The organism is Pseudomonas sp. YH-1, assembly GCF_051990045.1.
Taxonomy (GTDB): Bacteria; Pseudomonadota; Gammaproteobacteria; order Pseudomonadales; family Pseudomonadaceae; genus Pseudomonas; species Pseudomonas nicosulfuronedens.
On record NZ_CP178184.1, the window covers coordinates 3,645,067 to 3,664,745 of the forward strand.

Genomic DNA, 19,679 nt, shown 5'->3' on the forward strand with positions numbered 1-19,679 from the left:
TGAGGAAGCCAGATAGTGCTGATGCCAGCTTAGAGCATGAAGAGAAGTGGGACGAACAGTCGGACTGTAGGGCAGACGAGGGGCAGCCATGAGCGACAGCTTCGCGCTGCTGCTTTACAGCATCTGTTATCGACCCATGGCGGACGTTCAGCCTGGGAAACTCAGCGCTTCACTGACCGTTCTTCGTGAGTCGTGCCTTCAGCTTGGTCTTCGCCACGAGACAATCGACGCTGGCGAAATGCATTCCAGCCACTCCAGATCAGTCCCACTGCAACCGCCGCATAGGAGGCGAAGAGGGCAATTTGGTTGAAGGGGGCCAGAATCTGATCCAGACCGTTCGCGGAGATCGTTGTTGAGCCAATCAGCGTCGTGCCGATCAGCCCGACCAGTACGAGAAATACAGGGAAACCATACAGGTATAGGCTTCTCTCAAAACCTCTCATGACGGAGCTATCCTCCCTTGATCGATGCAACTCCGTCCCTGGGAGTTGCGGTTATCCCTGACGTCAGGCAAGACCGATGCCATGAACCTTTCTCAAGACAGATGCCATGCCAGAGCCACGCCTGCCCGTTGTGCTTTATCGCCTCAACGAGAACATCAATGCCATCGGCGCAGCTGTCGAGGAGTTGGCAATTTGGATCGAGCTGCAGCATGGGGATAGCGAAACCGCCGCGCTAGTCAAAAGCCATCTTCAGGTGTTGGTGCGGAACTCCGACGTAATTGTCGACGCACTGGCTGAGCTCATTACTGAGGAAAATTAGCAGTGCCTGCGAGGCCTGCAAAGTTACTCAGAATGGCGCGAGCAGTCATACTGGCATAGTGCAATTATCGGTAAATTCTTTATGCGCCTGGCAGAAAGGAAGCTGAAGGCGTAAGGCGACATCCGCAAATGTGGCCTTTGTCCTTGCATAGTTTTTCAGGCCAAGCCGGTCGTAGAAAGCTGGCTAATCTGGACTACATTCGTCATTCGCGTCCCGTGCTACCCGGCTCGCCCCCCCGAGTCGGGTAGTTTTTTATCGACGCATAGCGGACGTTAAGCATAAGAAGCTCAGTGCTCGCCTGACGAGCTGGCGGCGCTATCAGTCAACTCCATTAACGCCTTGAACTGGTCGGCCTTGATCGGAACGGTGAGCAGCTACCTACCCATATCGGACATCGCGAAAGCCCATTTGCAACTAGCCATGCCTAGAAGGATCGAACCGCGCTGAAGCGATAGGCGGGCGAGTTGTGGACACATTTATTGATCCAGGTCGATGAAGCCTGCAGGTTGATTTGTCCGTATTTTTTGCGTCCTACAGACTGGTTGTCTTGTGTACAGTTCTGAGGATGAAATGATGCGAAAGTCTCTCTCTGCCCTTGCAATCACTATTTTGGCCTCGCAAGGCGTCATGGCTGGTGAAACCGCTAACACGGCAGTTGGTGGCGGACTGGGTGGTGCATTGGGCAGCGTTGTTGGTAATGCGGTAGGTGGCAGCACCGGAGCAGCAATCGGCGCAGGGGTTGGCGGTGCGGCTGGTGGCGCTATGTCTGCGAAAGATGGAAAGAAGACTGAAGCTGCAATCGGTGGTGGCCTGGGGGCGGCGGGTGGCCAAGTGATTGGAAGCAATGTGGGTGGTTCTACCGGAGGTCTAATCGGAGCCGGTCTAGGTGGGGCGGCAGGCAGCGCAGTCGGCAATAGCCTAGCGGACGATCACGACCATCATGACAGCCACAAACATAAGCATAAGCACCACTGACAGTTTCGGGGCGCTCTTGGGGGGCGCGGATCAGCGGGATCTGCCGAGCTAGTTTCCCTATTGTCGCCGCCCATGATTCGCTTGGCAGCGTCCGTTGCCACGAGCACTCTTTCAGAAAAGAAAGCCGCCCGGCCATGGAGTAACCGGGCGGCTAAAGTGTCTTGGTCAGAAGACATTTGCAGCGTAGCTCAATGGTTAATGAGCATCCGGGATGAATGTGCCCTGACCGGTCGGCAGCACGGGCCTTGTAACGTAGATCTCCCGTAACACCTCCTGCCTCTTTGCTGACATAGATCCCTATCACTCATTTCGCGTCAGTCGATGAGTGGCGCTACGTTTTATCACTCCCATGAGCCCCGCAGACAGCGCTCTTTCCACGACAGCAATCATCGGAGTTGAGCTGCCTTTATGCACCTTCCCGTGTCGTGCATTACGTCTTAATCGCGTCTTGAATCAAAAGCCAGCTTGCACATCGCGATTGGCTATCTAGGCTACTTTGACAGTCAAAGATTCCTTTGGGTCTAACCAGTAGTCGTCTCCAGAGTGCATTCGGAGCTATGGCCTACCGCGCATTGCGTGTGTGGTAGGAGGTATCAGAATGAGCAAGGAGCGCTAAATGAACTCTGATCAAAGGCGAGCCAAGTGGGCGTCGCTACCCTTGGTTCCTGGCCTGCTCCTTGTTGGCTTCTGCAGTCCCACGTTCGCTGGCGGCATTCTGATCTACGAGGCTGGCCAGGAAGGAAACGGCCTCGCCAACGCTGGCTCGGCAGCATTGGCAAGCGATCCCAGCATCCTAATGAGCAACCCCGCCGGCATTGCACAGTTGGCCGGTACCCAGCTCAGCGTGAACGCCCAGGTCATCCTTGGCGATCTGCGCTTCTCACGCGACAGCAACAATCAGTTCGATGGCAACGAAGGCGGCAACGCCTTGGAATGGCTGCCGGGTGCAAGCCTGTTCATCAGTCATCAGATTGATGACCGCTCAGCTATCGGCTTCGGTATGTATGGCAACTTCGGCCTGGCGGTGAACTACGACGATGACTGGGCCGGCCGTTACTTCAGCCAGGAGTCGGCGGTTATCGGTGTGTCCTTCCAGCCCACCCTGGCGCACAAGTTCACCGACCAGCTCTCTGTCGGCATTGGCCCCCGCATCGTCTACGGTTACTACCGCACTGAGATGGCCATCAACAACAACTTACTGGGATTGCGCGACACCCCCGACGGCCAGTTGGAATACAAGGACACTGACGTCGGCACCGGCGTGAATATCGGATTGCTCTACGACCTCAGTGAGCGCACCAAGATCGGCCTCACTTACACCAGCAAAGTGAAGCTGGAGTTCGAAGACAGCCCGAATCTTCGCAAGGTCAGCAATCCGATCATCAATGCGGCGCTCAATCGGCTGGATGTGGATTCGCTGGAACTGGATATGAACATCCCGCAGACCGCAACTCTGAGCATCGCCCACCAACTCGACCCGCAGTGGAAACTATTGGGCAGCCTGGGCTGGCAGGACTGGAGCGACTTCGGCCAGATCGGCGTGGAGGTGGATGCGAACGCAGGTGGGGTGGATCGCACTGTAGACCGCCAATACAAGGACACCTGGCACGCCTCCATCGGCACTCAATATCAGGCCAACCCTCGCCTGCGTTGGAGCTTTGGTCTGGGCTACGACAGCTCGGCTGTCGATGACAAAGACCGCACCGTCGACAACCCCATGGCCGAGACTTGGCGCCTCGCCACTGGAGTCAATTACCAGCTCGATGACGGGCTGGACGTTCACCTGGCTTACACCCTCGTATGGCTGGGCGATATGGACGACGAGCAGACCAAATCGCGCTCTGGCGAAACCCTTTCTGGCACATACAACAACGCCGCTCTGCACATCATCGGCGGGGGCGCGACGTGGCGCTTCTGACAGCACGCGGCAAGAAGACCGTGGCCCTGACACTGAATGAAAATCCGTCCACAAGGAGCAACTCGATGAATTGGAAACTGTTGGCGTTACCGCTGTGTCTGGCCACATTGACGCTCGCGGGGTGCGCGAGCAAATACGTGGCTCCGGAGGAGTACTCCGGCTTCCTCAAGGACTATAAGGCGCTCAAAGAAGAGAAATCGCCCTCGGGCGCCCCGGTAATGCGCTGGATCAAACCTGGTGTGGACGTAGGCAGTTTTACCAGTGTGTACGTTGAGCGCAGTCAGCTGTACCCGCAACCGCAGCCGACCGAGAAGATTCCGGAGAAGACCCTGCAAGGCATTACCACCTACTACGACCAGGTTCTCCAGACCCAGTTCGCCAAGGCACTGCCACTCGCCAATGGCCCAGGCCCGGGCGTGCTGATAGTGCGCCCGGCGATTACCGCCGTCAGCGCTTCGACCAAGGGGCTGCAACCCTACGAAGTGATCCCAATTGCCCTAGTCGCCGCTGGCGTCAGCGCAGCTACTGGCATCCGTGACCAGGACACCAGCATCGCTACCGAGGCCGCTTTCCTCGACGGCGGCAATGGCGAAGTGGTTGCCCAGGTTGTGCGTAAGGGCGCGGGCGCTGAACTGGATAACTCCTCCCAGGTCATGACCGCCAACGACGCCAAGGCCGTGCTCGATGGCTGGGCGCGCGACATGGTCAAGTCCTACGAGAGCCTCAAGAACAAGTAACCCCGGCACCGGCACCGGCGCCGACGTTGTTGGTGCCGGGTGCTTTGCAGCCTTCAAATAGAAAGACCCAGAGCCAAATGGCTCATCGATCACCGCTGGCAGTTGCCCCGGAGGGTACAGCGCACCCCCGCAAGGAGCTTGAGATGAAAACGATCATGCAATCGACCAGCAAGGAACGAGCTACCAATGGCCTGTGGAAGCTGAGCGCCTCCTTCCTCCTGTCTGCCGCCATTTCTATGACCACCCAGGCCTGGGCCGCTGAAGCGCCCAAGCCGGCCACCGACGCCACCAAGGCCGCTAACGATGCCCTGCTGCAGGAGCTGCCGTTCAACGACAAGACCTCGTTCGAACTGGCCCACAAGGGATTCATTGCGCCGTTACCCACCGAGCCGGTCAAAGGTGAAAAGGGCAACTTGATCTGGGACCCGGCCAAATACAACTTCATCAAGGAAGGTGAGGCGGCGCCGGCCACTACCAACCCCAGCCTGTGGCGGCAATCGCAGCTGATCAATATCTCCGGCCTGTTCGAAGTCACCGATGGCATCTATCAGGTGCGCAACTACGACCTATCGAACATAACCTTCATCGAAGGCAAGAAAGGCATCACGATTATCGATCCGCTGATTTCCACAGAAACCGCCAAGGCAGCGCTGGATCTCTACTACGCGCACCGACCGAAGAAACCGGTGGAAGCGGTGATCTACACCCATAGCCACATCGACCACTACGGCGGTGTGCGCGGCGTGGTCGATGAGAAGGATGTGAAGTCCGGCAAGGTGAAGATTTACGCACCGCTGGGCTTCCTCGAACACGCCGTGGCAGAGAACGTCATGGCCGGCACCGCGATGAGCCGGCGTGCCAGTTACATGTATGGCAACCTGCTGCCGCCAAACGCGAATGGTCAGTTGGGTGCAGGTCTGGGTACTACCACCTCCACCGGTACTGTGACACTGATCCCGCCGACCGATATCATCGGGAAAACGGGTGAGACGCGCGTCATTGACGGTCTGACCTACGAGTTCCTCTATGCCCCAGGCAGTGAGGCGCCCGCCGAGATGCTTATCTACATCAAGGAGAAGAAGGCCCTCAACGCGGCAGAGGACTCCACCCATACCCTGCACAACACCTACTCGCTGCGCGGCGCGAAGATCCGCGAGCCGCTGCCCTGGTCGAAGTACCTCAATGAGTCGTTGAAGCTGTGGGGTAAAGACGTGCAGGTCATGTACGCCCAGCACCACTGGCCGATCTGGGGCAACAAAGAAGTCCGCGACCAGCTGTCCTCGCAGCGCGACATGTACCGCTACATCAACGACGAGACCCTGCGCCTGGCCAACAAGGGCCTGACCATGACCGAGATCGCCGAGCAGGTGAAGCTGCCCAAGGGCATCGCCGATCGCTTCTCCAACCGTGGCTACTACGGCTCGCTGAACCACAACGTCAAGGCCACCTACGTGCTCTACCTGGGCTGGTTCATCGGCAACCCGGCGACCCTGTGGGAACTGCCGCCCGAGGAAGAAGCCAAGCGCTACGTCGACATGATGGGCGGCGCCGACGCCGTGCTGAAGAAGGCCAAGGAGTACTACGACAAGGGCGACTTCCGCTGGGTGGCCGAGGTGGTCAACCACGTGGTCTTCGCCGACCCGAACAACCAGGCGGCGAAGAACCTGCAGGCCGATGCGCTGGAACAGCTTGGCTACCAGGCCGAGAGCGGCCCGTGGCGCAACTTCTACCTGACCGGCGCGCAGGAACTGCGCAACGGCGTGCAGAAGCTGCCGACCCCGGACACCGCCAGCCCCGACACCGTCAAGGCGATGGACCTGGACCTGTTCTTCGACTACCTGGCCATGCGCCTGAAAGGGCCTGAGGTCGCCGACAAGCACATCACCCTCAACTTCGACTTCACCGACCTGAAGCAGAAGTACACCCTGGAGATGGTCAACGGCGTGCTCAACCACACCGAGGGCATGCAGGCGAACGATGCCGACGCCACCATCACATTGACCCGCGACACCCTAAACAAAATCATGCTCAAGGAGACCACGCTGAAGGACGCAGAGGGCTCGGGCGAGATCAAAGTGCAGGGCGATCAGGGCAAGCTGGACGAGTTGATGAGCTACATGGACAACTTCGACTTCTGGTTCAACATCGTCACCCCCTAACGCTCCTTCTGATGCCGGACGGTATCAACGGCAAGCCATCAGCGACGGCGGATGGCTTGCCGCTTTTTTCACAGGGAGCGCCGCAGCATGGACACCATTCGCGGGACTGCATTTCTGCAATTTGGTGAGTTACTTGCTGAACGAGGGGGCTCACTTCGCGAGCACCTTTCACCGCATCGGATTGGTATGGATGTGGTCGGCAATTACGAGAAGAAGTTTTCGTACAAGAGCCTTGCGCAGATTTTTGAGGGCAGCGCCTATGCGCTCGGGATGCCCGAGCTTGGACTCGAACTGGCAACCCGGCAGAAATCGACATTGCTGGGACCTCTGCAGCATCTGGCTCAGACTGCCCCCACGGCTGGGGAAGGGCTGATTGCCGTTGTACGCTACATGCGTGTTTATAGCCCCTCAATTCTGTTCCACCTGGAGCGCCGGCCTGGCTGCACCTTGCTTTGCTTCGACAACGCCCTGCCGTGCATTCAGGACATACCGCAAATCGTCGAAAAATCGCTGCTGCACGGACGTCTGCTGATGTCGGAGCTATTAGGCAGCCCCCTGAGACCGGCGATGGTACTGCTGCGCCACCAACCCCAAGCTAGCCTCGATGTTTACCAGCGTTACTTTGGTTGCCAGGTGCTATTCGGCCAGGATCACAACGCAATTGCGATCAGCCAACGTGACATGCAACAGCCGTGCTCTCGGCATGACGCAATGCTGCATTCCATCGTTCGGTTCTACTTGGAGGCCCATACGAGTGCCGACGAGAAGTTGGGCTTCGAAGTTGAGAGGCACATCCAAGCTTTGTTGCCTAAGCAGACGTGTAGCCTGGAGCAGATTGCCAAGCTACTTGATCTACACCCGCGGACTCTTCAGCGACGCCTAGCCAATGACGGAATCGATTTCGAGGAGCACGTCGATGACATACGCCGTCGGCGAGCCGAAGAATTGCTCAGCGAGTCAGACTTGAGCATCGGACAAATCGCCTCGGAACTGGGTTATCGGCGCACTACCTCGTTCTGTCGTGCACACCACCGATGGTTCGGTGTTCCCCCAATAGAGCGACGACGGCAGCTCAAGGTGGGTAAAGGAAATAGTGATTGATGCGCTTACTCAGCATTCTCGCTGGGGTTTTAGGAAACGTGTTCAACCTCATCAAGACGAATATTTCCACCTCGGTTTAGATGTACTCGGTGGCACTCAGCGAAAGCGATCGCCTGTTTGTCAGGGGAAGGTTAGGTATGTCTACCTTACCTACACTCAGGGTTGTCGCAGCACATAGAGGCGGGATACTCGATGCGCAGATGGCCTGCTGTCCTACTGATTTCCTGTATTGCCGGAGCGGCCATCGCCGATGAAGTACCGGATGCGGTCCAAGCCTGTGCCGTGTGCCATGGAATGCATGGCGAGGGTACGGCGCAAGGGCCCGCGCTGGCGGGGCTCTCAGCCGAATATATTTCGGCGCAAGTGGCGCATTTCAACTCACGACAGCGCAGCAATTCGCTGATGGGGCCGATGGCCGAAGCCTACGCCTCGGCCGATCTGCTGCAGCCGGCTGCCGCTTACTACGCCGCCCAGGGCAAGCTGCCGGCGCTGCAGGTTCGCGGGCAACAGCCCGCCGCCTCGCCGGCCGAGAGGCTCTATTACCAGGGCGACCTGTCCCGCGACATTCCAGCCTGCTTCAGCTGCCACGGCCCGTCGGCCGTCGGCTCGGGGCCATTCCCGCGGCTCGCCGGGCAACAGGCGGCCTACCTGCAGGCGCAATTGCAGGCCTGGCGCAAGGGCGAGCGTGGCGGTGACTCGGGGGGCATGATGGGCGCCATTGCCAAGCGCCTGAACGACAAGGACATCACTGCGCTGGCCAGCTATCTGGCGGCGATTCGCTGAGGAAAGCTCATGAACAGAACCCTGCTCTGCATGACCTTGGCGGGAAGCCTCGCGCTGCCGGTACACGCGGCCGATGTGGTGACCACGGCGATGGAGGAAATCAGCGCACAACCCAAGACCCAGGACTCCCATTACTTCACACCGCGTGACCTCTCGAAAGTCCCTGCCGGCGCCTTTGGCGACAAGGTTCGCCGTGGCTACCAGCTGTTCGTCAATACCCAGCAACTCAAGGGTCGCTATGTGGGTAACCAGCTGAACTGCACCAACTGCCACCTGGATGCCGGCACGAAGGCCTATGCCGCACCGATGTGGGCGGCGTACCTGGCCTACCCGGCCTTTCGAAAGAAAGACAACCGCGTGAACAATTTCGCCGAGCGCATTCAGGGCTGCTTCAACTACTCCATGAACGGGAAGGCCCCCGAGTTGGGCTCTCCCGAGCTGGTGGCGATGTCTGCCTATTCCTATTGGCTGCTCATGGGCGGTCTGCTGGATATGTACGGCATGCAGAATAAGCCGGTGCCGGAACTCAGCGACGATGAACTGCAGCGTGGCGGCCGAGACGAGTCCTTCGTCTTGCCGGGCCCTTTGGCTGACAGAGTAAAGATGGAAGGACGCGAACGCATGCCCGGGCGCGCTTTTGCCGCCTTGCCAGCCCCGCCCCAGACCTACTCTCCGGAGCGGGGCGTGCAGGTCTATACGGAGTATTGCGCGATCTGCCATGGCCAGCAGGGTGAAGGGCGCAGGATGGCGGGTCTACCGGTGATTCCTGCGCTGTGGGGCAGCGAGTCCTACAACTGGGGTGCAGGCATGCACCGGGTCAATACCGCCGCCACTTTCATCTACGAGAACATGCCCCTGGGCAAGAGCGTGCAACTCAATGTCCAGCAGGCATGGGATGTGGCGGCTTACATGAACAGCCGGGAGCGGCCGCAGGACCCCCGTTTCAAGGGAGACGTTGCCAAAACGGCGAAAGACTTCCATGCGTCCGACCAGGGCTATTACGGCAAGTCGCTCAACGGAGGAGTGCTTGGCAGTAAGGCCTACCCAGCAGGTGTGAGCCCCTGAATCGCAACGATGAACGTCGCCGGTGTCCGCATGGCCTGATGACCTCCAATGTTCGCCCACAAGGAATTAATGAACGAGTCTTATCTCAGCGCATCGCCAGTAGAAGGGAAAACACATGAATACGGTCTTGCTCAAGATTAAACATGAGTTCATGAAGGCACTTCCGCCGACCATTTTTTTCTTCGTCATCCTGCACATCGTCGCTGCCATTCGCGCGCTCATGATCAAAGGAACGGGCGTACCACTTCCCGTGACAGCTTCGGTTCTGATCGCCTCGCTGGTACTTGGCAAGTCGGTACTGGTGGCCGACATGCTGCCATTCATCAACCGCTTTCCCGAAAAGCCGCTGATCTGGAACGTCTCTTGGAAGACCCTGATGTACGCTCTGGTTGCACTTTGCGTGCACTACCTGGAGCGGCTCTACGAGTACTGGAAGGAGGCCCCCAGTCTGATGGATGCAAATTCCTTGCTGTGGACGTCCATGAACTGGCCGCGTTTCTGGGCGGTGCAGATTCTGCTCGTCACCTTGATATTCATGTACTGCGTAATCGCGGAACTGGCGCGGGTGATCGGCCATGAGCGCCTCAGGAAGATGTTCCTTGGACCGCTGCCCGAGGGGCTCGGAGGGGATAGCAGGACCAAATAAAGGGTCCATTGTCCCTCCAAGCGGTCTACTAGATGCAATGCCATGGAAAGCAACGTCGGGCGGACTAATGCTGGTATCGAGATTCAGCGGGAGGGCGTTGCAATGCGCCTGATTACGGATAGACCCGGCCCAATCAGCTATATCCACCCGAACGGAGCGAAAGCCCTCATTGAGTTCGAGTGGGGAGCTCCAGGTGACCTGGTACCGCGCGAAGTGTTGGTAAGAGCCGCCAACCAAATCGTCTGCTCTGCCACGGGCCCTTGGAAATGCTTTGCTGATGCGCGAAGGCAAGGTATTGAAATGGCAACTGTCTGGTGCGAGCGGCGCCATTGATTGAGAGTCTGCGCGGGATTTGGTGGGGATCGCCGTTCTGCCCAGACCTCTGTGGGGCGGAAATGGCGTCGCATCTGGGGCAGAAATCGACCCATAGCTGACATCGACAGGTACTAGGTGACACGCCCTTAGGCCCTGTGTTCAACCAAATCGATTGCAGAATCAGAGATAAGGGAGGAGTGTGACCTCATAGCGCCCGAGTTTTGGCGGAAATCCCTTCCCCCGTTCGGTCGTCAGCCGAGGACGGTATGGACGATCGACGATTCACCTCTGGTCTAAACATCGCTACGTGCTTTCTGAGGATGTTGGCGGATGAGCTCTCTACAGAAGCCCCCCCATCTGATCCCCCCTTTTCTGCTCAGCGCTTCAACGAGCTTCGGCGCAACATTGAGTGCTGCGTATTTATTTTGGAGAGCCTACAAGCGAGTCACGGGCATTCACCGGGCATTCAAAAGCAGCCTGAAATTACCCACAGCTCTGGATGGCTCGCAGCGAGAGGTCAGAGTACTGGCGTAAACCTGATTTGGCTGAGCTACCCATCAACTCCACCGTGCGTCGGATAAAAAACGGGTAACGCGAATAATGTGAACGTAGGCGAGGCAGTGCCTTCTACCGCTGCACACGCAGGAGATTAGGCATGGAAACGCTCCGAGGCCCACCCACAGAATGCGTCACATACGTACTCATTCTCGATGATGATTCGACTCTTGCCAGAGTCCTGGGGCTGGCGATGGAAGATTACGGAATCCCCGCCATCGTTCTTGGAAGTGCTGATGATGGACTCGCGTGGATCAATGCAAATCCAAGTCAACTTGCCCTCCTGCTCACTGATATCTCAATGCCAGGAGAAATTGACGGCTTGGAGCTAGCGCGCCAAATTGCGCAGAGATCCCCAAGCATCCCCATTATCATTATGTCAGGTGGCTCCTGGAGTAGAGACTTCCCGGCCTACCGCTTTCTCGACAAGCCATTTGATCTCACGGCACTCATGACCACAGTAAAAGAGGCTCTTGCGCTTCCACACTAAGCGAGTGGATCGCATGGGCGCCTATCCAAGTAGTTTGAGTAGATCCCCGGGGGGCAGCCGTCTGTCCTGCGCAAGGTCACGACGATACAGCTCTATCACCTGGCTCGCGTAATCCATTGGTTGAATGCCTGCTTGCTTTGCCGCATGGCACAGCTCTGACCAGGCTTTATGCCGAAAGAAAGACGCAGCCTCCTCGCGAGACATCGAAGCAGGAATTAGCAGTCTGATCTGTTCGCGTAAGGAGGGAGTCAGCTCTAGGAAGGCTAGGGTTGCGAGCTCGATCATTTCACGTTCGGTGTCTTTCATGGCTGCTGTCCGGAAGCAAAAATGAAAGTTAAGCGATTGTTTGGGCTGGTCTTCCGCGGTTGCGGCGTCTACAACGACCAGAGCCTTTTCAACATAGCTCAGCATCGGAAAATCATCACCAGCTACGCCGCAGAAGAAGCTATGAGCTGCTACGACGGTCCGCTAGTGGCCGATTGCTGCCCCTGGGCAAAGGCAGCTTCCGGCCAGAAGCAGGTACCGATCTCGATGAAAAAACGATCTCCGTGCGGGCACCGTGCGCACCGTTGAGATCACCGATCTGGCCACGTGTGCACGCCGCATTCCACGAAAAGCATTCGAGTGACCTAAAGGTAAATGCTTGCTGATGCGGCAAGTAGCGTTTTACTGAGCGGTGCCATAAAGCGCTGAGCGGAAATACTCGTTGATCGGATCTGGGAGGAGGTCTTGAGGATGGTCGCCACCCAGGGTGGCAATCCCACTTTTGCCATCAATCACAGTGGAGCTTTCCGCTTCACCGGAGAATACATCCACGATATCAATTTTTACTTCGACCTTATCGCGCATGAAATTCCATTCAGTGGCGCGGTCTTCCCAATGCAGGATGGTCGGAAAAACCAGATAGCTGTAACCGCCGATACGGGCGCTGTTGAGGGCTTGATCGAAGTCTTCAACGCGACTTGAACTCGTCACCTTCTGGGAGTTTTTCTGAAGTGCGGATTTAATGATGCTGGAGGTCATCTTGCCCGAGCCAGGGTAGGGCTTCGCGCCGTACTGCCCATCTTCAGGGAGAGCCACGTAGTAGCTCGAGTGGGCGGGCAGGCCGGTCGACTTGCCGTCTTTGACAAAATGAGTCGAGTCCATGCAGCCCACTGACAAAACCGCGAACGCTGCGACTGCTAGAAGCCTTAAGCCTGAAACCGAGATCATCTTCTTTCCTTAGAGTGATGTGCAGCCACCCTCCGATGAGGGTGAAATTACCGAGCTCAAAGAGTACCTGCCCGCGCCATTATTTCGCCATGGGTTTACAGCGCCTGGATACACGGCCCGACTGGTTCAGCCTTGGAGTATGTCCTGGTCGGCTGGTGGCGACTTGTCACTTGAGGCAGAGCAGCTGACATTAGCCGAAGCAGCAAACATCAGGTCGCCGTGTGTGCTTCGCTGCAGCTTTGGTCCGCTAACGGCCGATTGCAGTAGTTGGCTTGCGAAGACTGCCGCCCCATTTCTGTCATTTAGCTTTCGCCCTCTGGATTCGGCTCCGGCTCCGGCACCGGCCTCGAAGCGGAAGCGCTTCCTGCAGCTGCGGGCGGTGTTAGTGCTTTTTTTTTAGTGCTCGGCCTGCAGCTCTGCAACCAACTCTTCTCTGGTCGTGGTGGTGTAATCGCCTCGTTTGAGCTTGAGATTGTCGAGCATGAAGCCGTGCGTCAGCTCGAAGCCATCAAGCAACGTGTACCAGTTCATGACATATAGCTTCATGCGCGGGTCATCAGTCACTAAGCCTGGATCGTTGCGCAAGACATGATCTTTCAATCGGCTTTTGATGATAGAGTCCGCTGAGGAAATCTGGCGACCAAGGAGGATGAGTTCGAAGTGAATCTTCTCCGACTTGAACTGTGGTTCCCTGGCAATGATTTCTGCGTAATCCTCAAGCTGCCGAAGGTGCTTCTTATTAAGAGATATCGCCGGCCGTTTTATCTCTACCACGATGCATTTGTAGATTCTGTTCCCTAGCGAATCAAAGGCTGGAAACTTGCGAGCCATGAAAAGGTCGACTTGCCGCTGTGCGCCAGGGAAATCGGCCTCTTCATCTATGTCTTCCAGGCTCAGCGGCGACCGGGCAATGACTTCATCCCGCATACGGCGAGCAATCTTGGCAAACGTATCCTCCTCCGCGCCTATGGTCTCGTAGCGCGGCCCGAGTAGCCATGTGTTGCTCTCTATGATCTTTTGCAGGTCAGGCGTTTCGAGAACCTCGCGGTAGTGCTCATTCATCACATACCGCAGCTGCTGCACCGCAGTAGCTCGTCGCTGCAGCACCTCGATGCTCGCGACGATATTCTCAAGCGTCGTGCGATGCAGTTGTTTCGCTAGATCCTGCATCGATTTTTCGTCGAGATCGAGCGCGCTTTCAAGCACATCAAGTAGGGCATCGTTCTCGTTTGAAACGGCGAGCCTATCTAGAAGGCGAATGATCAGCTTCGCCTGCTTCTTGTTGGTATTGTGGAAGACTCGCGGTTCAGCGATGTAAATCTTTCGCACCAGCTCGCGGGTGTGCTTGTGTCGCCATGCTCTCTCCGATTCATCCATTCCCGCGTAGCTAGGGAAGTAACCTTCATCTTCGTAGCCCTGAACCACCTCCTCGGCACGCAGGCGCAGGAAGTCGTCATAGACGGATTGACTCAAACGGTCCAATTGGGACTTGAACTTCTTCCAGGTAGGTGACGCCGGAGTGTGCGCGTCCGGATTCAGCAGATCCCTCTCTTTCGAGAAGGTGTCAGCCCATGCTGATGTCACACATATACTGGTAAAAAAATTCGGCTTCTGATTGAGCGAGCTCAGTATTTTTTCGACAGGTGCACCTTTGGAATTGAGCAGGTATAGGTACGACAGCTCCGAAGTGGGCCGTTGCTCCCAGCGAAACACCTGGGCCAGGAAGATAGCGTCGTCAGCTGCAATTTCCTTCTGAACCACTTCATGTTTCGGGACCTGAACGGGTACTCCATTCAGCACAACCAGTTTTTCCGGATGCACCGCAAGGTACCAACCGAACTCGACGGAGAATTTTTCGCGAAGCTTATCCAGTTCTGGCAGAGCTCCAGTGAAGTGCGTTAGCTCTACCAGAGTACCTTTCCCCTGCGTCAGCAGCTCCTGCTTCTGCTCGGTCCTATCTAGAAGTCGCCCTTCAAAATCTTTGATGGTTGGCTCAGCGACGTCAATTACAGCATCAATGTTGTTGAACCTAGTGAACCATGATGCGTTGCGACAAAGCAGATGGAACGCGAGGCGCCCGCGTCCGTGCTCGCCCTTCATTGAAAGGTTGGCTTTCTTCGCTGAGTCATTAAAGCTGCCAAACGTATCGCTCAAGGTGTCAAACTCTATGCCGTCACCATTGTCTAGTACTACGACACGCTCCACGCCGTGCATATCGTTCTCGACCACAGTGATGGATACGATGCTCGCGGCAGCATCGAAGCCATTCCAGACGAGCTCGAATAGAGGTTGCCAAAGCTCCGCCTTTTTGAAGTGCTTCTTGATACCGGAGTTGCCGATTGAGGCACTTCCCTTGAAAACAGCATTCGCTTTCATACGTATCCCCGTCACATTTCGGACGATTTTTGCATACCTCCCGGAGCAAAAGGGAGGCCGCTTTCAGTCTGTAAAGGCCGGCAGAGGTTATGAGGCGACCGGCCGTTTCTGGCTGAATGCGGATGAGCCAGCGGAGCTAGATTACTGATTCGATTACGGGATCTCGTAGGTGCACCACGCTGCAAACTCATTCCCATCTCGTTCTCCCACCTGCCGGCCACCGGCATAGATGCGAACATCAGTTGTAAGGCGGCCGCTGTCCCGAAGATTATTGGCGGTGTGAACGACCACGCCCTGGTGGGAGAGGGCGCTGAGCTTTTTACCGAGAATATGCCAGCGCCCCATCACCGAATGAGCCGGATTAATCAGGATGTCGAAAGGAAGCTTGATGCCGGATTTTTCTGATCCATCTGCTTTGAAGGCATTAATCTCGCCGCACAGAATGAATGAGACCCAATGCTTTCCGACTTGCACGGTCCGGTATGGGAAGCACGACTCAAGGTCCAGAAGATCTTGCTTGGTTGGCGAGGTGCCGAATACCTGTTTAGGGAGCTTGTCGATTGCGGAGAAGGAAATCAGATAAGGCGAAGCCTGCTGCTTTTCACCGGCCTCAAGAAAGACAAACGTGCCTTGTGGAAGAGCCCTACGGACTCGCGCTGCGGAGGGAGTGTTGGCACAGTGCCCTGGAAGAATGATCAGGTTTGCGTCGAGCGTCTTTATCAGCGCGAGGATCTGCCCCGCACTGGAGCTTGCTAGTGGAGCTATAGCGATAATTTTCAAGCTGGTAGCCTTGCTGCGAGTTCAACAGACGACGATTCCCCTTCAATCATCGCTAACCGCACAGAAGAGGGCTAGCCTTGGCCGGAGCTATCGGCGGTGGTTCGTGATTGCGCGGCGTAGGGGACATCAGTGTGTGTTTGCCTGTCGCTACCTTTGGCGACTCAGCGACGATGTCAAAAGCACTTTTTCCTCACGAAGCTGCATCGAGCAGGATATCGATGGCAGTGAGAATTCCCGGCACTGAAAATTTTCAGGCTAGGTAAATAGCAGGTAAATTAGCGCCTCACCTCTCGTCTATCTGGTATTTCGCAGAGCGCTTGAAACGCTCCAACTGAGCGTGAAAACCAGACCTGCAGTATGAATTGGAGACACACCATGATTCGGCTCCGCGTCAAGAATTTCGGCCCTATAGGCCCCGGTCTTGGGGATGACGGCTGGATTGAGTTCAAGCGCGTTACCGTCTTCATCGGCAATCAAGGCTCCGGGAAGAGCACCTTGGCCAAGCTCTATTCCACGTTCGCTTGGATCGAAAAAGCTCTGGTTCGTGGGGACTATGAGAAGAAATGGTTCGAGCGTAAAGGCCGATTGAAGAGCCAATTCCTGAGCTATCACCGCCTAGAAAATTATTTGGAAACAGGTGACCGAGGGGATACGCAGATTGAGTACGAAGGCGACGCGTACTCGATCAGTTACGCCAAAGGCCAATTGAGCATCATGGAGTCTCCAAGCCGGGTCTACAAACTGCCTCAGGTGATGTACGTCCCAGCAGAGCGAAATTTCATCTCTTACGTCAGACATCCCAAGGAGTTGAAGCTCTCTTCTGAGTCGCTGAAGGAGTTCCTCACGGCTTTCGATCTGGCCAAGCAGAGCATGAAAGGATCGGTCAAATTGCCGATCAACGACACCGAGATCGAGTACGACAAGCTAAATGACATCCTGAGCCTCAAGGGTACAGGGCATAAGCTGCGGCTTACCGATGCATCTAGCGGCTTCCAATCCCTCGTTCCTGTATATCTGGTGAGTCAGCACCTTGCCAGAACCGTGCGGGAAGGCGCCGAAGAAAGTCAGCAGCTCATGAGTACACAGGAGACAGATCGCTTCAGAAAAGAAGTGGAAGAGATTTTGTCGAACTCAGCCTTGACGCCAGAGCAGAGGCGAGTGGCGATGTCAGTGCTTTCGTCACGCTTTAACAAGCAGGCCTTCATCAATATCGTTGAGGAGCCTGAACAGAACCTTTTCCCATCATCACAGTGGGAAATGCTCAAAAGTCTGTTGGAGTTCCAGAATGAGGGGGCGCACAACCGTCTTGTGCTAACCACGCACAGCCCCTACATCGTCAATTACCTCAGCCTTGCGATTCAGGGAAGGCACCTCCAGCAGCGCCTTCTCAAGGAAAAGCGAGAGGATCTGTTGGCAAAGCTCTACGGGATCGTTCCTGAGGAAGCCTTGCTGGAGGCTGATGATGTGGCGATTTATCAGTGCAACGAGCGCGATGGCAGCATCAGTCGACTGCACACGTTTGAGGGTATACCTTCGGACGGAAATCTACTGAACAACTGGTTGAGTGTGGGGAACGAGCTGTTTGACCAACTGCTGGACTTGGAAGAGGAGATTTAGGTGAATTTCTTCGATTCACAGTGCCAGAGCGGCCCTCACACGGAAGCGCAGTTTGGGGTGTGTGATGATCAGAACCATACCCGCGCCTATGTCGACACTGCTACTCAGAAAAAGTGGGTTGCCACGGTCCACAACCCCTCACAGCACGACGTTTTCTTCACCGCAATCGACAAGTGCGTGATGCAGGATGCCGATGAGCCAAATCGAGGGCGCTGCGATGGAATGCTGACCACAGACCGGGCCCTGTACTTGGTGGAGCTAAAGGATCAGAGGGCCCATTGGCGAGAGCACGCCGTCTCACAATTGTTCTCGACGGTTGAGTTTCTCCACCAACATCACTCAGCTGAACTGCAACGCTTCCAATACAAGAAAGCGTTCGCTTGTAACAAGCGTCATCCTGCCTTCGTGGTTGTCCAGCACGCGGAGAAGCGTCGCTTTCAGCGTCTTGGATTTCGAGTCGACATTCAGGCGACTGTGGTCGTGGTCCCAGCCACGTTGTGACTGCCTCCGCGGGCCGCGGAAGCACTCCATCATTAGCTCTCGCTTGAGGCGCGGATTTCCACTACAACCCATGTCTGCTCTGCGACTTTGCAGTCTTGGAACCGGTCATTCGAGCCCTCAAGAGAGTCGAGTCCGTAGCTGAGTCTTCGTCCGGCTCCGCACGTTAAAGCGACTGCGGGGATGACGAGCTGGTCCAAATTTAATGTCTGGCGGTAGATGCCTGTCGACCAAAAAAGAAAAAGCAGCAGGAGCCCGGCGGGCTCCTGCTTATGGCGCTTTATCTCTTAGATTTGTGAGCTGACTTGGGCCTAAATTGAAATAGGACAAGGGTCAGCACGATGACCAGCATCAGTGGCCAAAAACGCACCGCGATGATCACCAGCGCCACTACGGCTGCACTACCGGCGAAGATGCTGATCAACACAAATAGCAGGCCTAAAAAACGCATCAAACCCATGGATGATCTCCTGCGAGACTGCCTAGCAGCAGGGCGGTGCCGGGTTAGCTTGGATGCGGCGATAGACTTCATCGCGATGCACCGTGATGTGGGGCGGCGCGGAGATTCCGACTCGCACCTGGTTGCCTCTGATGCGAAGAATGACGACCTCAATGTCATTGCCAATGCGAATGGTTTTGCCGACGCTGCGTGTGAGGCTAAGCATGGTTCTTACTCCTGTGGGTATAGGTCGGCCTCGAGCTGATCTCGATGCCTGTCGTCGTCCATTGGTGAATTACTGATTGCGTGCTTGGGCCCTATCACGCAGGAGCGCCGAGAGCGTGGGGCGTGTGGTTAAGCTGTCAGGTGTGCCCGCTGTGGTTGGGGATATGCCTGCAGCGGTTGGGGCTTCTGGAAGGAGCTCCTGGACTATGACTTCACACGCATCTTCGCTGTCCTCGAATGCTCCATTGGCTAACCCCAAATGCGCTGCTGCGTCCAGGGAGCTCTGATCAAAGCCTGCAGCCTGTCGTGCCTCATCGACTTCACGAGCATGGTGAAGCGCTTCTTCCATCGACATGCCGTTACGTACAGTGATGTCCACGTAGAAAATCGGCAGCCCATGACTTTGTCGTGTCGACTTTCCACGAAGACGTAGCTCCAGCGGAAGACAGGCCAAACGATTGCCGGAAATTGCCTGGAGGTACTGCAGTCGAGCCGCCAAGGTACGAATACTGTTGAAGCCCGTCGTGCGAAACACAAAGCTGCCTAGCGAGTCCTCATCTCCGATGGCAACGTTGAGCCGGCCATAGGGCTTACAGGCGCCGCCCTTGGCGAGTGGGCAGCCGTCAGGCGAAGGGCAGGGCATCGACTCGACTCCGTCTTTACCGCGGCGCCTGCAGGTCTCGCCATCACCCACGCAGACAGGGCGACCAGTCTGGCGATCGAATAGGTAGTACTCAGCACGAAAATTTAGATCTGGAGCATTGAATAGCAGGCGGATCGGGATGCTGCGGATCTTGCCGCCTTGAGCATTGCGTAGCTCTTCATCGATAGGGTGTAGCAGCCAGTGATCCCGCACCTGAACCTGGGTGGTGATAGTGAATTGGTCGTCCTTCTCCGGTAGGCGTTTGCCGTTCTTTTCGACGACCTTGCCGATGGAAATCCGCCCGATCACTGGCGGGGTGATAGCCAGGCCTTTGAGCATTGGTGGTTCTCCAGTGGATGAATAAAAAAGGCCACCCGATGAGC

Annotated in this window: 20 protein-coding genes and 1 pseudogene; 13 read left to right on the top strand and 8 right to left on the bottom strand. The window is 56.4% G+C overall.

What is annotated here, in order from left to right; genetic code table 11:
• Nucleotides 1-161: 161 nt before the first annotated feature.
• Nucleotides 162-443 (bottom strand): hypothetical protein, encoded by a 282-nt coding sequence (locus tag ACKI1H_RS16930; protein ID WP_440465676.1) that lies wholly within the window; start codon nucleotides 441-443, stop codon nucleotides 162-164.
• Between the two features lie 106 nt (nucleotides 444-549).
• On the opposite strand from ACKI1H_RS16930, the gene ACKI1H_RS16935 reads away from it, so the two are divergent.
• From ACKI1H_RS16935 to ACKI1H_RS16985, 11 genes and pseudogenes are all read left to right on the top strand, one after another.
• The gene (locus ACKI1H_RS16935) at nucleotides 550-762 is read left to right on the top strand and encodes a hypothetical protein (protein ID WP_440465677.1); all 213 of its coding nucleotides are present in this window, start codon (nucleotides 550-552) and stop codon (nucleotides 760-762) included.
• A 573-nt stretch (nucleotides 763-1,335) separates the two neighbouring features.
• Complete coding sequence (locus ACKI1H_RS16940; RefSeq protein ID WP_416751711.1) at nucleotides 1,336-1,737, top strand: glycine zipper domain-containing protein; 402 nt, start codon at nucleotides 1,336-1,338, stop codon at nucleotides 1,735-1,737.
• A 616-nt stretch (nucleotides 1,738-2,353) separates the two neighbouring features.
• A complete protein-coding gene (locus tag ACKI1H_RS16945; protein WP_416751646.1) occupies nucleotides 2,354-3,655 on the top strand; it encodes an OmpP1/FadL family transporter in 1,302 nt (433 codons plus the stop codon).
• Between the two features lie 65 nt (nucleotides 3,656-3,720).
• The gene (locus ACKI1H_RS16950; protein ID WP_440465678.1) at nucleotides 3,721-4,392 is read left to right on the top strand and encodes a DUF3313 domain-containing protein; all 672 of its coding nucleotides are present in this window, start codon (nucleotides 3,721-3,723) and stop codon (nucleotides 4,390-4,392) included.
• A 143-nt stretch (nucleotides 4,393-4,535) separates the two neighbouring features.
• The gene (locus ACKI1H_RS16955) at nucleotides 4,536-6,551 is read left to right on the top strand and encodes an alkyl/aryl-sulfatase (protein WP_440465679.1); all 2,016 of its coding nucleotides are present in this window, start codon (nucleotides 4,536-4,538) and stop codon (nucleotides 6,549-6,551) included.
• An 87-nt stretch (nucleotides 6,552-6,638) separates the two neighbouring features.
• Nucleotides 6,639-7,652 carry an AraC family transcriptional regulator ligand-binding domain-containing protein gene (locus ACKI1H_RS16960; protein ID WP_440465680.1) on the top strand — a complete coding sequence of 338 codons (1,014 nt, stop codon included), beginning with the start codon at nucleotides 6,639-6,641 and terminating at the stop codon, nucleotides 7,650-7,652.
• Nucleotides 7,653-7,844: 192 nt separating this feature from the next.
• A pseudogene (locus tag ACKI1H_RS16965) lies at nucleotides 7,845-8,051 on the top strand (c-type cytochrome); the annotation flags it as partial.
• A gap of 12 nt (nucleotides 8,052-8,063) precedes the next feature.
• A complete protein-coding gene (locus tag ACKI1H_RS16970) occupies nucleotides 8,064-8,435 on the top strand; it encodes a c-type cytochrome (RefSeq protein ID WP_440468878.1) in 372 nt (123 codons plus the stop codon).
• Nucleotides 8,436-8,444: 9 nt separating this feature from the next.
• Complete coding sequence (locus tag ACKI1H_RS16975) at nucleotides 8,445-9,500, top strand: c-type cytochrome (RefSeq protein WP_440465681.1); 1,056 nt, start codon at nucleotides 8,445-8,447, stop codon at nucleotides 9,498-9,500.
• Nucleotides 9,501-9,615: 115 nt separating this feature from the next.
• Nucleotides 9,616-10,146, top strand: a complete 531-nt coding sequence (locus ACKI1H_RS16980; protein WP_440465682.1) for a hypothetical protein — start codon at nucleotides 9,616-9,618, stop codon at nucleotides 10,144-10,146.
• A 970-nt stretch (nucleotides 10,147-11,116) separates the two neighbouring features.
• On the top strand, nucleotides 11,117-11,506 hold the full coding sequence (locus ACKI1H_RS16985) for a response regulator (protein WP_416773985.1): 390 nt from the start codon (nucleotides 11,117-11,119) through the stop codon (nucleotides 11,504-11,506).
• A 21-nt stretch (nucleotides 11,507-11,527) separates the two neighbouring features.
• Here ACKI1H_RS16985 and ACKI1H_RS16990 read toward each other — a convergent pair whose 3' ends face one another.
• From ACKI1H_RS16990 to ACKI1H_RS17005, 4 genes are all read right to left on the bottom strand, one after another.
• Nucleotides 11,528-11,917, bottom strand: a complete 390-nt coding sequence (locus tag ACKI1H_RS16990) for a hypothetical protein (protein ID WP_440465683.1) — start codon at nucleotides 11,915-11,917, stop codon at nucleotides 11,528-11,530.
• 255 nt (nucleotides 11,918-12,172) lie between these two features.
• On the bottom strand, nucleotides 12,173-12,718 hold the full coding sequence (locus ACKI1H_RS16995) for a DUF4823 domain-containing protein (RefSeq protein ID WP_440465684.1): 546 nt from the start codon (nucleotides 12,716-12,718) through the stop codon (nucleotides 12,173-12,175).
• A 396-nt stretch (nucleotides 12,719-13,114) separates the two neighbouring features.
• Nucleotides 13,115-15,094, bottom strand: a complete 1,980-nt coding sequence (locus ACKI1H_RS17000; RefSeq protein WP_440465685.1) for an ATP-binding protein — start codon at nucleotides 15,092-15,094, stop codon at nucleotides 13,115-13,117.
• Between the two features lie 153 nt (nucleotides 15,095-15,247).
• The gene (locus tag ACKI1H_RS17005; protein WP_440465686.1) at nucleotides 15,248-15,874 is read right to left on the bottom strand and encodes a hypothetical protein; all 627 of its coding nucleotides are present in this window, start codon (nucleotides 15,872-15,874) and stop codon (nucleotides 15,248-15,250) included.
• A 375-nt stretch (nucleotides 15,875-16,249) separates the two neighbouring features.
• On the opposite strand from ACKI1H_RS17005, the gene ACKI1H_RS17010 reads away from it, so the two are divergent.
• Together ACKI1H_RS17010 and ACKI1H_RS17015 are read left to right on the top strand one after the other, a co-directional pair.
• The gene (locus ACKI1H_RS17010; protein WP_440465687.1) at nucleotides 16,250-17,491 is read left to right on the top strand and encodes an AAA family ATPase; all 1,242 of its coding nucleotides are present in this window, start codon (nucleotides 16,250-16,252) and stop codon (nucleotides 17,489-17,491) included.
• Complete coding sequence (locus tag ACKI1H_RS17015) at nucleotides 17,492-17,992, top strand: hypothetical protein (RefSeq protein ID WP_440465688.1); 501 nt, start codon at nucleotides 17,492-17,494, stop codon at nucleotides 17,990-17,992.
• 277 nt (nucleotides 17,993-18,269) lie between these two features.
• Here ACKI1H_RS17015 and ACKI1H_RS17020 read toward each other — a convergent pair whose 3' ends face one another.
• The 3 genes from ACKI1H_RS17020 to ACKI1H_RS17030 form a co-directional block, all read right to left on the bottom strand.
• Nucleotides 18,270-18,449: a hypothetical protein gene (locus ACKI1H_RS17020; RefSeq protein WP_172441280.1), complete on the bottom strand. Its 180-nt coding sequence runs from the start codon at nucleotides 18,447-18,449 to the stop codon at nucleotides 18,270-18,272.
• A 22-nt stretch (nucleotides 18,450-18,471) separates the two neighbouring features.
• Entirely contained in the window at nucleotides 18,472-18,654 is a 183-nt protein-coding gene (csrA, locus tag ACKI1H_RS17025; protein ID WP_172441279.1) for a carbon storage regulator CsrA, read from the bottom strand.
• Nucleotides 18,655-18,723: 69 nt separating this feature from the next.
• Nucleotides 18,724-19,635, bottom strand: a complete 912-nt coding sequence (locus tag ACKI1H_RS17030) for a recombination directionality factor (RefSeq protein WP_440465689.1) — start codon at nucleotides 19,633-19,635, stop codon at nucleotides 18,724-18,726.
• Nucleotides 19,636-19,679 lie beyond the last annotated feature (44 nt).

What these genes read in the sequence shown, in the direction of transcription:
- csrA (WP_172441279.1), bottom strand. Translation starts at nt 18,654, where the DNA reads ATGCTTAGCCTCACACGCAGCGTCGGCAAAACCATTCGCATTGGCAAT.
- ACKI1H_RS16975 (WP_440465681.1), top strand. Translation starts at nt 8,445, where the DNA reads ATGAACAGAACCCTGCTCTGCATGACCTTGGCGGGAAGCCTCGCGCTG.
- ACKI1H_RS16940 (WP_416751711.1), top strand. Translation starts at nt 1,336, where the DNA reads ATGCGAAAGTCTCTCTCTGCCCTTGCAATCACTATTTTGGCCTCGCAA.
- ACKI1H_RS16930 (WP_440465676.1), bottom strand. Translation starts at nt 443, where the DNA reads ATGAGAGGTTTTGAGAGAAGCCTATACCTGTATGGTTTCCCTGTATTT.
- ACKI1H_RS17030 (WP_440465689.1), bottom strand. Translation starts at nt 19,635, where the DNA reads ATGCTCAAAGGCCTGGCTATCACCCCGCCAGTGATCGGGCGGATTTCC.
- ACKI1H_RS16990 (WP_440465683.1), bottom strand. Translation starts at nt 11,917, where the DNA reads ATGCTGAGCTATGTTGAAAAGGCTCTGGTCGTTGTAGACGCCGCAACC.
- ACKI1H_RS16950 (WP_440465678.1), top strand. Translation starts at nt 3,721, where the DNA reads ATGAATTGGAAACTGTTGGCGTTACCGCTGTGTCTGGCCACATTGACG.
- ACKI1H_RS16995 (WP_440465684.1), bottom strand. Translation starts at nt 12,718, where the DNA reads ATGATCTCGGTTTCAGGCTTAAGGCTTCTAGCAGTCGCAGCGTTCGCG.
- ACKI1H_RS16970 (WP_440468878.1), top strand. Translation starts at nt 8,064, where the DNA reads ATGGCCGAAGCCTACGCCTCGGCCGATCTGCTGCAGCCGGCTGCCGCT.
- ACKI1H_RS17000 (WP_440465685.1), bottom strand. Translation starts at nt 15,094, where the DNA reads ATGAAAGCGAATGCTGTTTTCAAGGGAAGTGCCTCAATCGGCAACTCC.
- ACKI1H_RS16955 (WP_440465679.1), top strand. Translation starts at nt 4,536, where the DNA reads ATGAAAACGATCATGCAATCGACCAGCAAGGAACGAGCTACCAATGGC.
- ACKI1H_RS17010 (WP_440465687.1), top strand. Translation starts at nt 16,250, where the DNA reads ATGATTCGGCTCCGCGTCAAGAATTTCGGCCCTATAGGCCCCGGTCTT.
- ACKI1H_RS17020 (WP_172441280.1), bottom strand. Translation starts at nt 18,449, where the DNA reads ATGGGTTTGATGCGTTTTTTAGGCCTGCTATTTGTGTTGATCAGCATC.
- ACKI1H_RS16960 (WP_440465680.1), top strand. Translation starts at nt 6,639, where the DNA reads ATGGACACCATTCGCGGGACTGCATTTCTGCAATTTGGTGAGTTACTT.
- ACKI1H_RS16985 (WP_416773985.1), top strand. Translation starts at nt 11,117, where the DNA reads ATGGAAACGCTCCGAGGCCCACCCACAGAATGCGTCACATACGTACTC.
- ACKI1H_RS16935 (WP_440465677.1), top strand. Translation starts at nt 550, where the DNA reads ATGCCAGAGCCACGCCTGCCCGTTGTGCTTTATCGCCTCAACGAGAAC.
- ACKI1H_RS16945 (WP_416751646.1), top strand. Translation starts at nt 2,354, where the DNA reads ATGAACTCTGATCAAAGGCGAGCCAAGTGGGCGTCGCTACCCTTGGTT.
- ACKI1H_RS16980 (WP_440465682.1), top strand. Translation starts at nt 9,616, where the DNA reads ATGAATACGGTCTTGCTCAAGATTAAACATGAGTTCATGAAGGCACTT.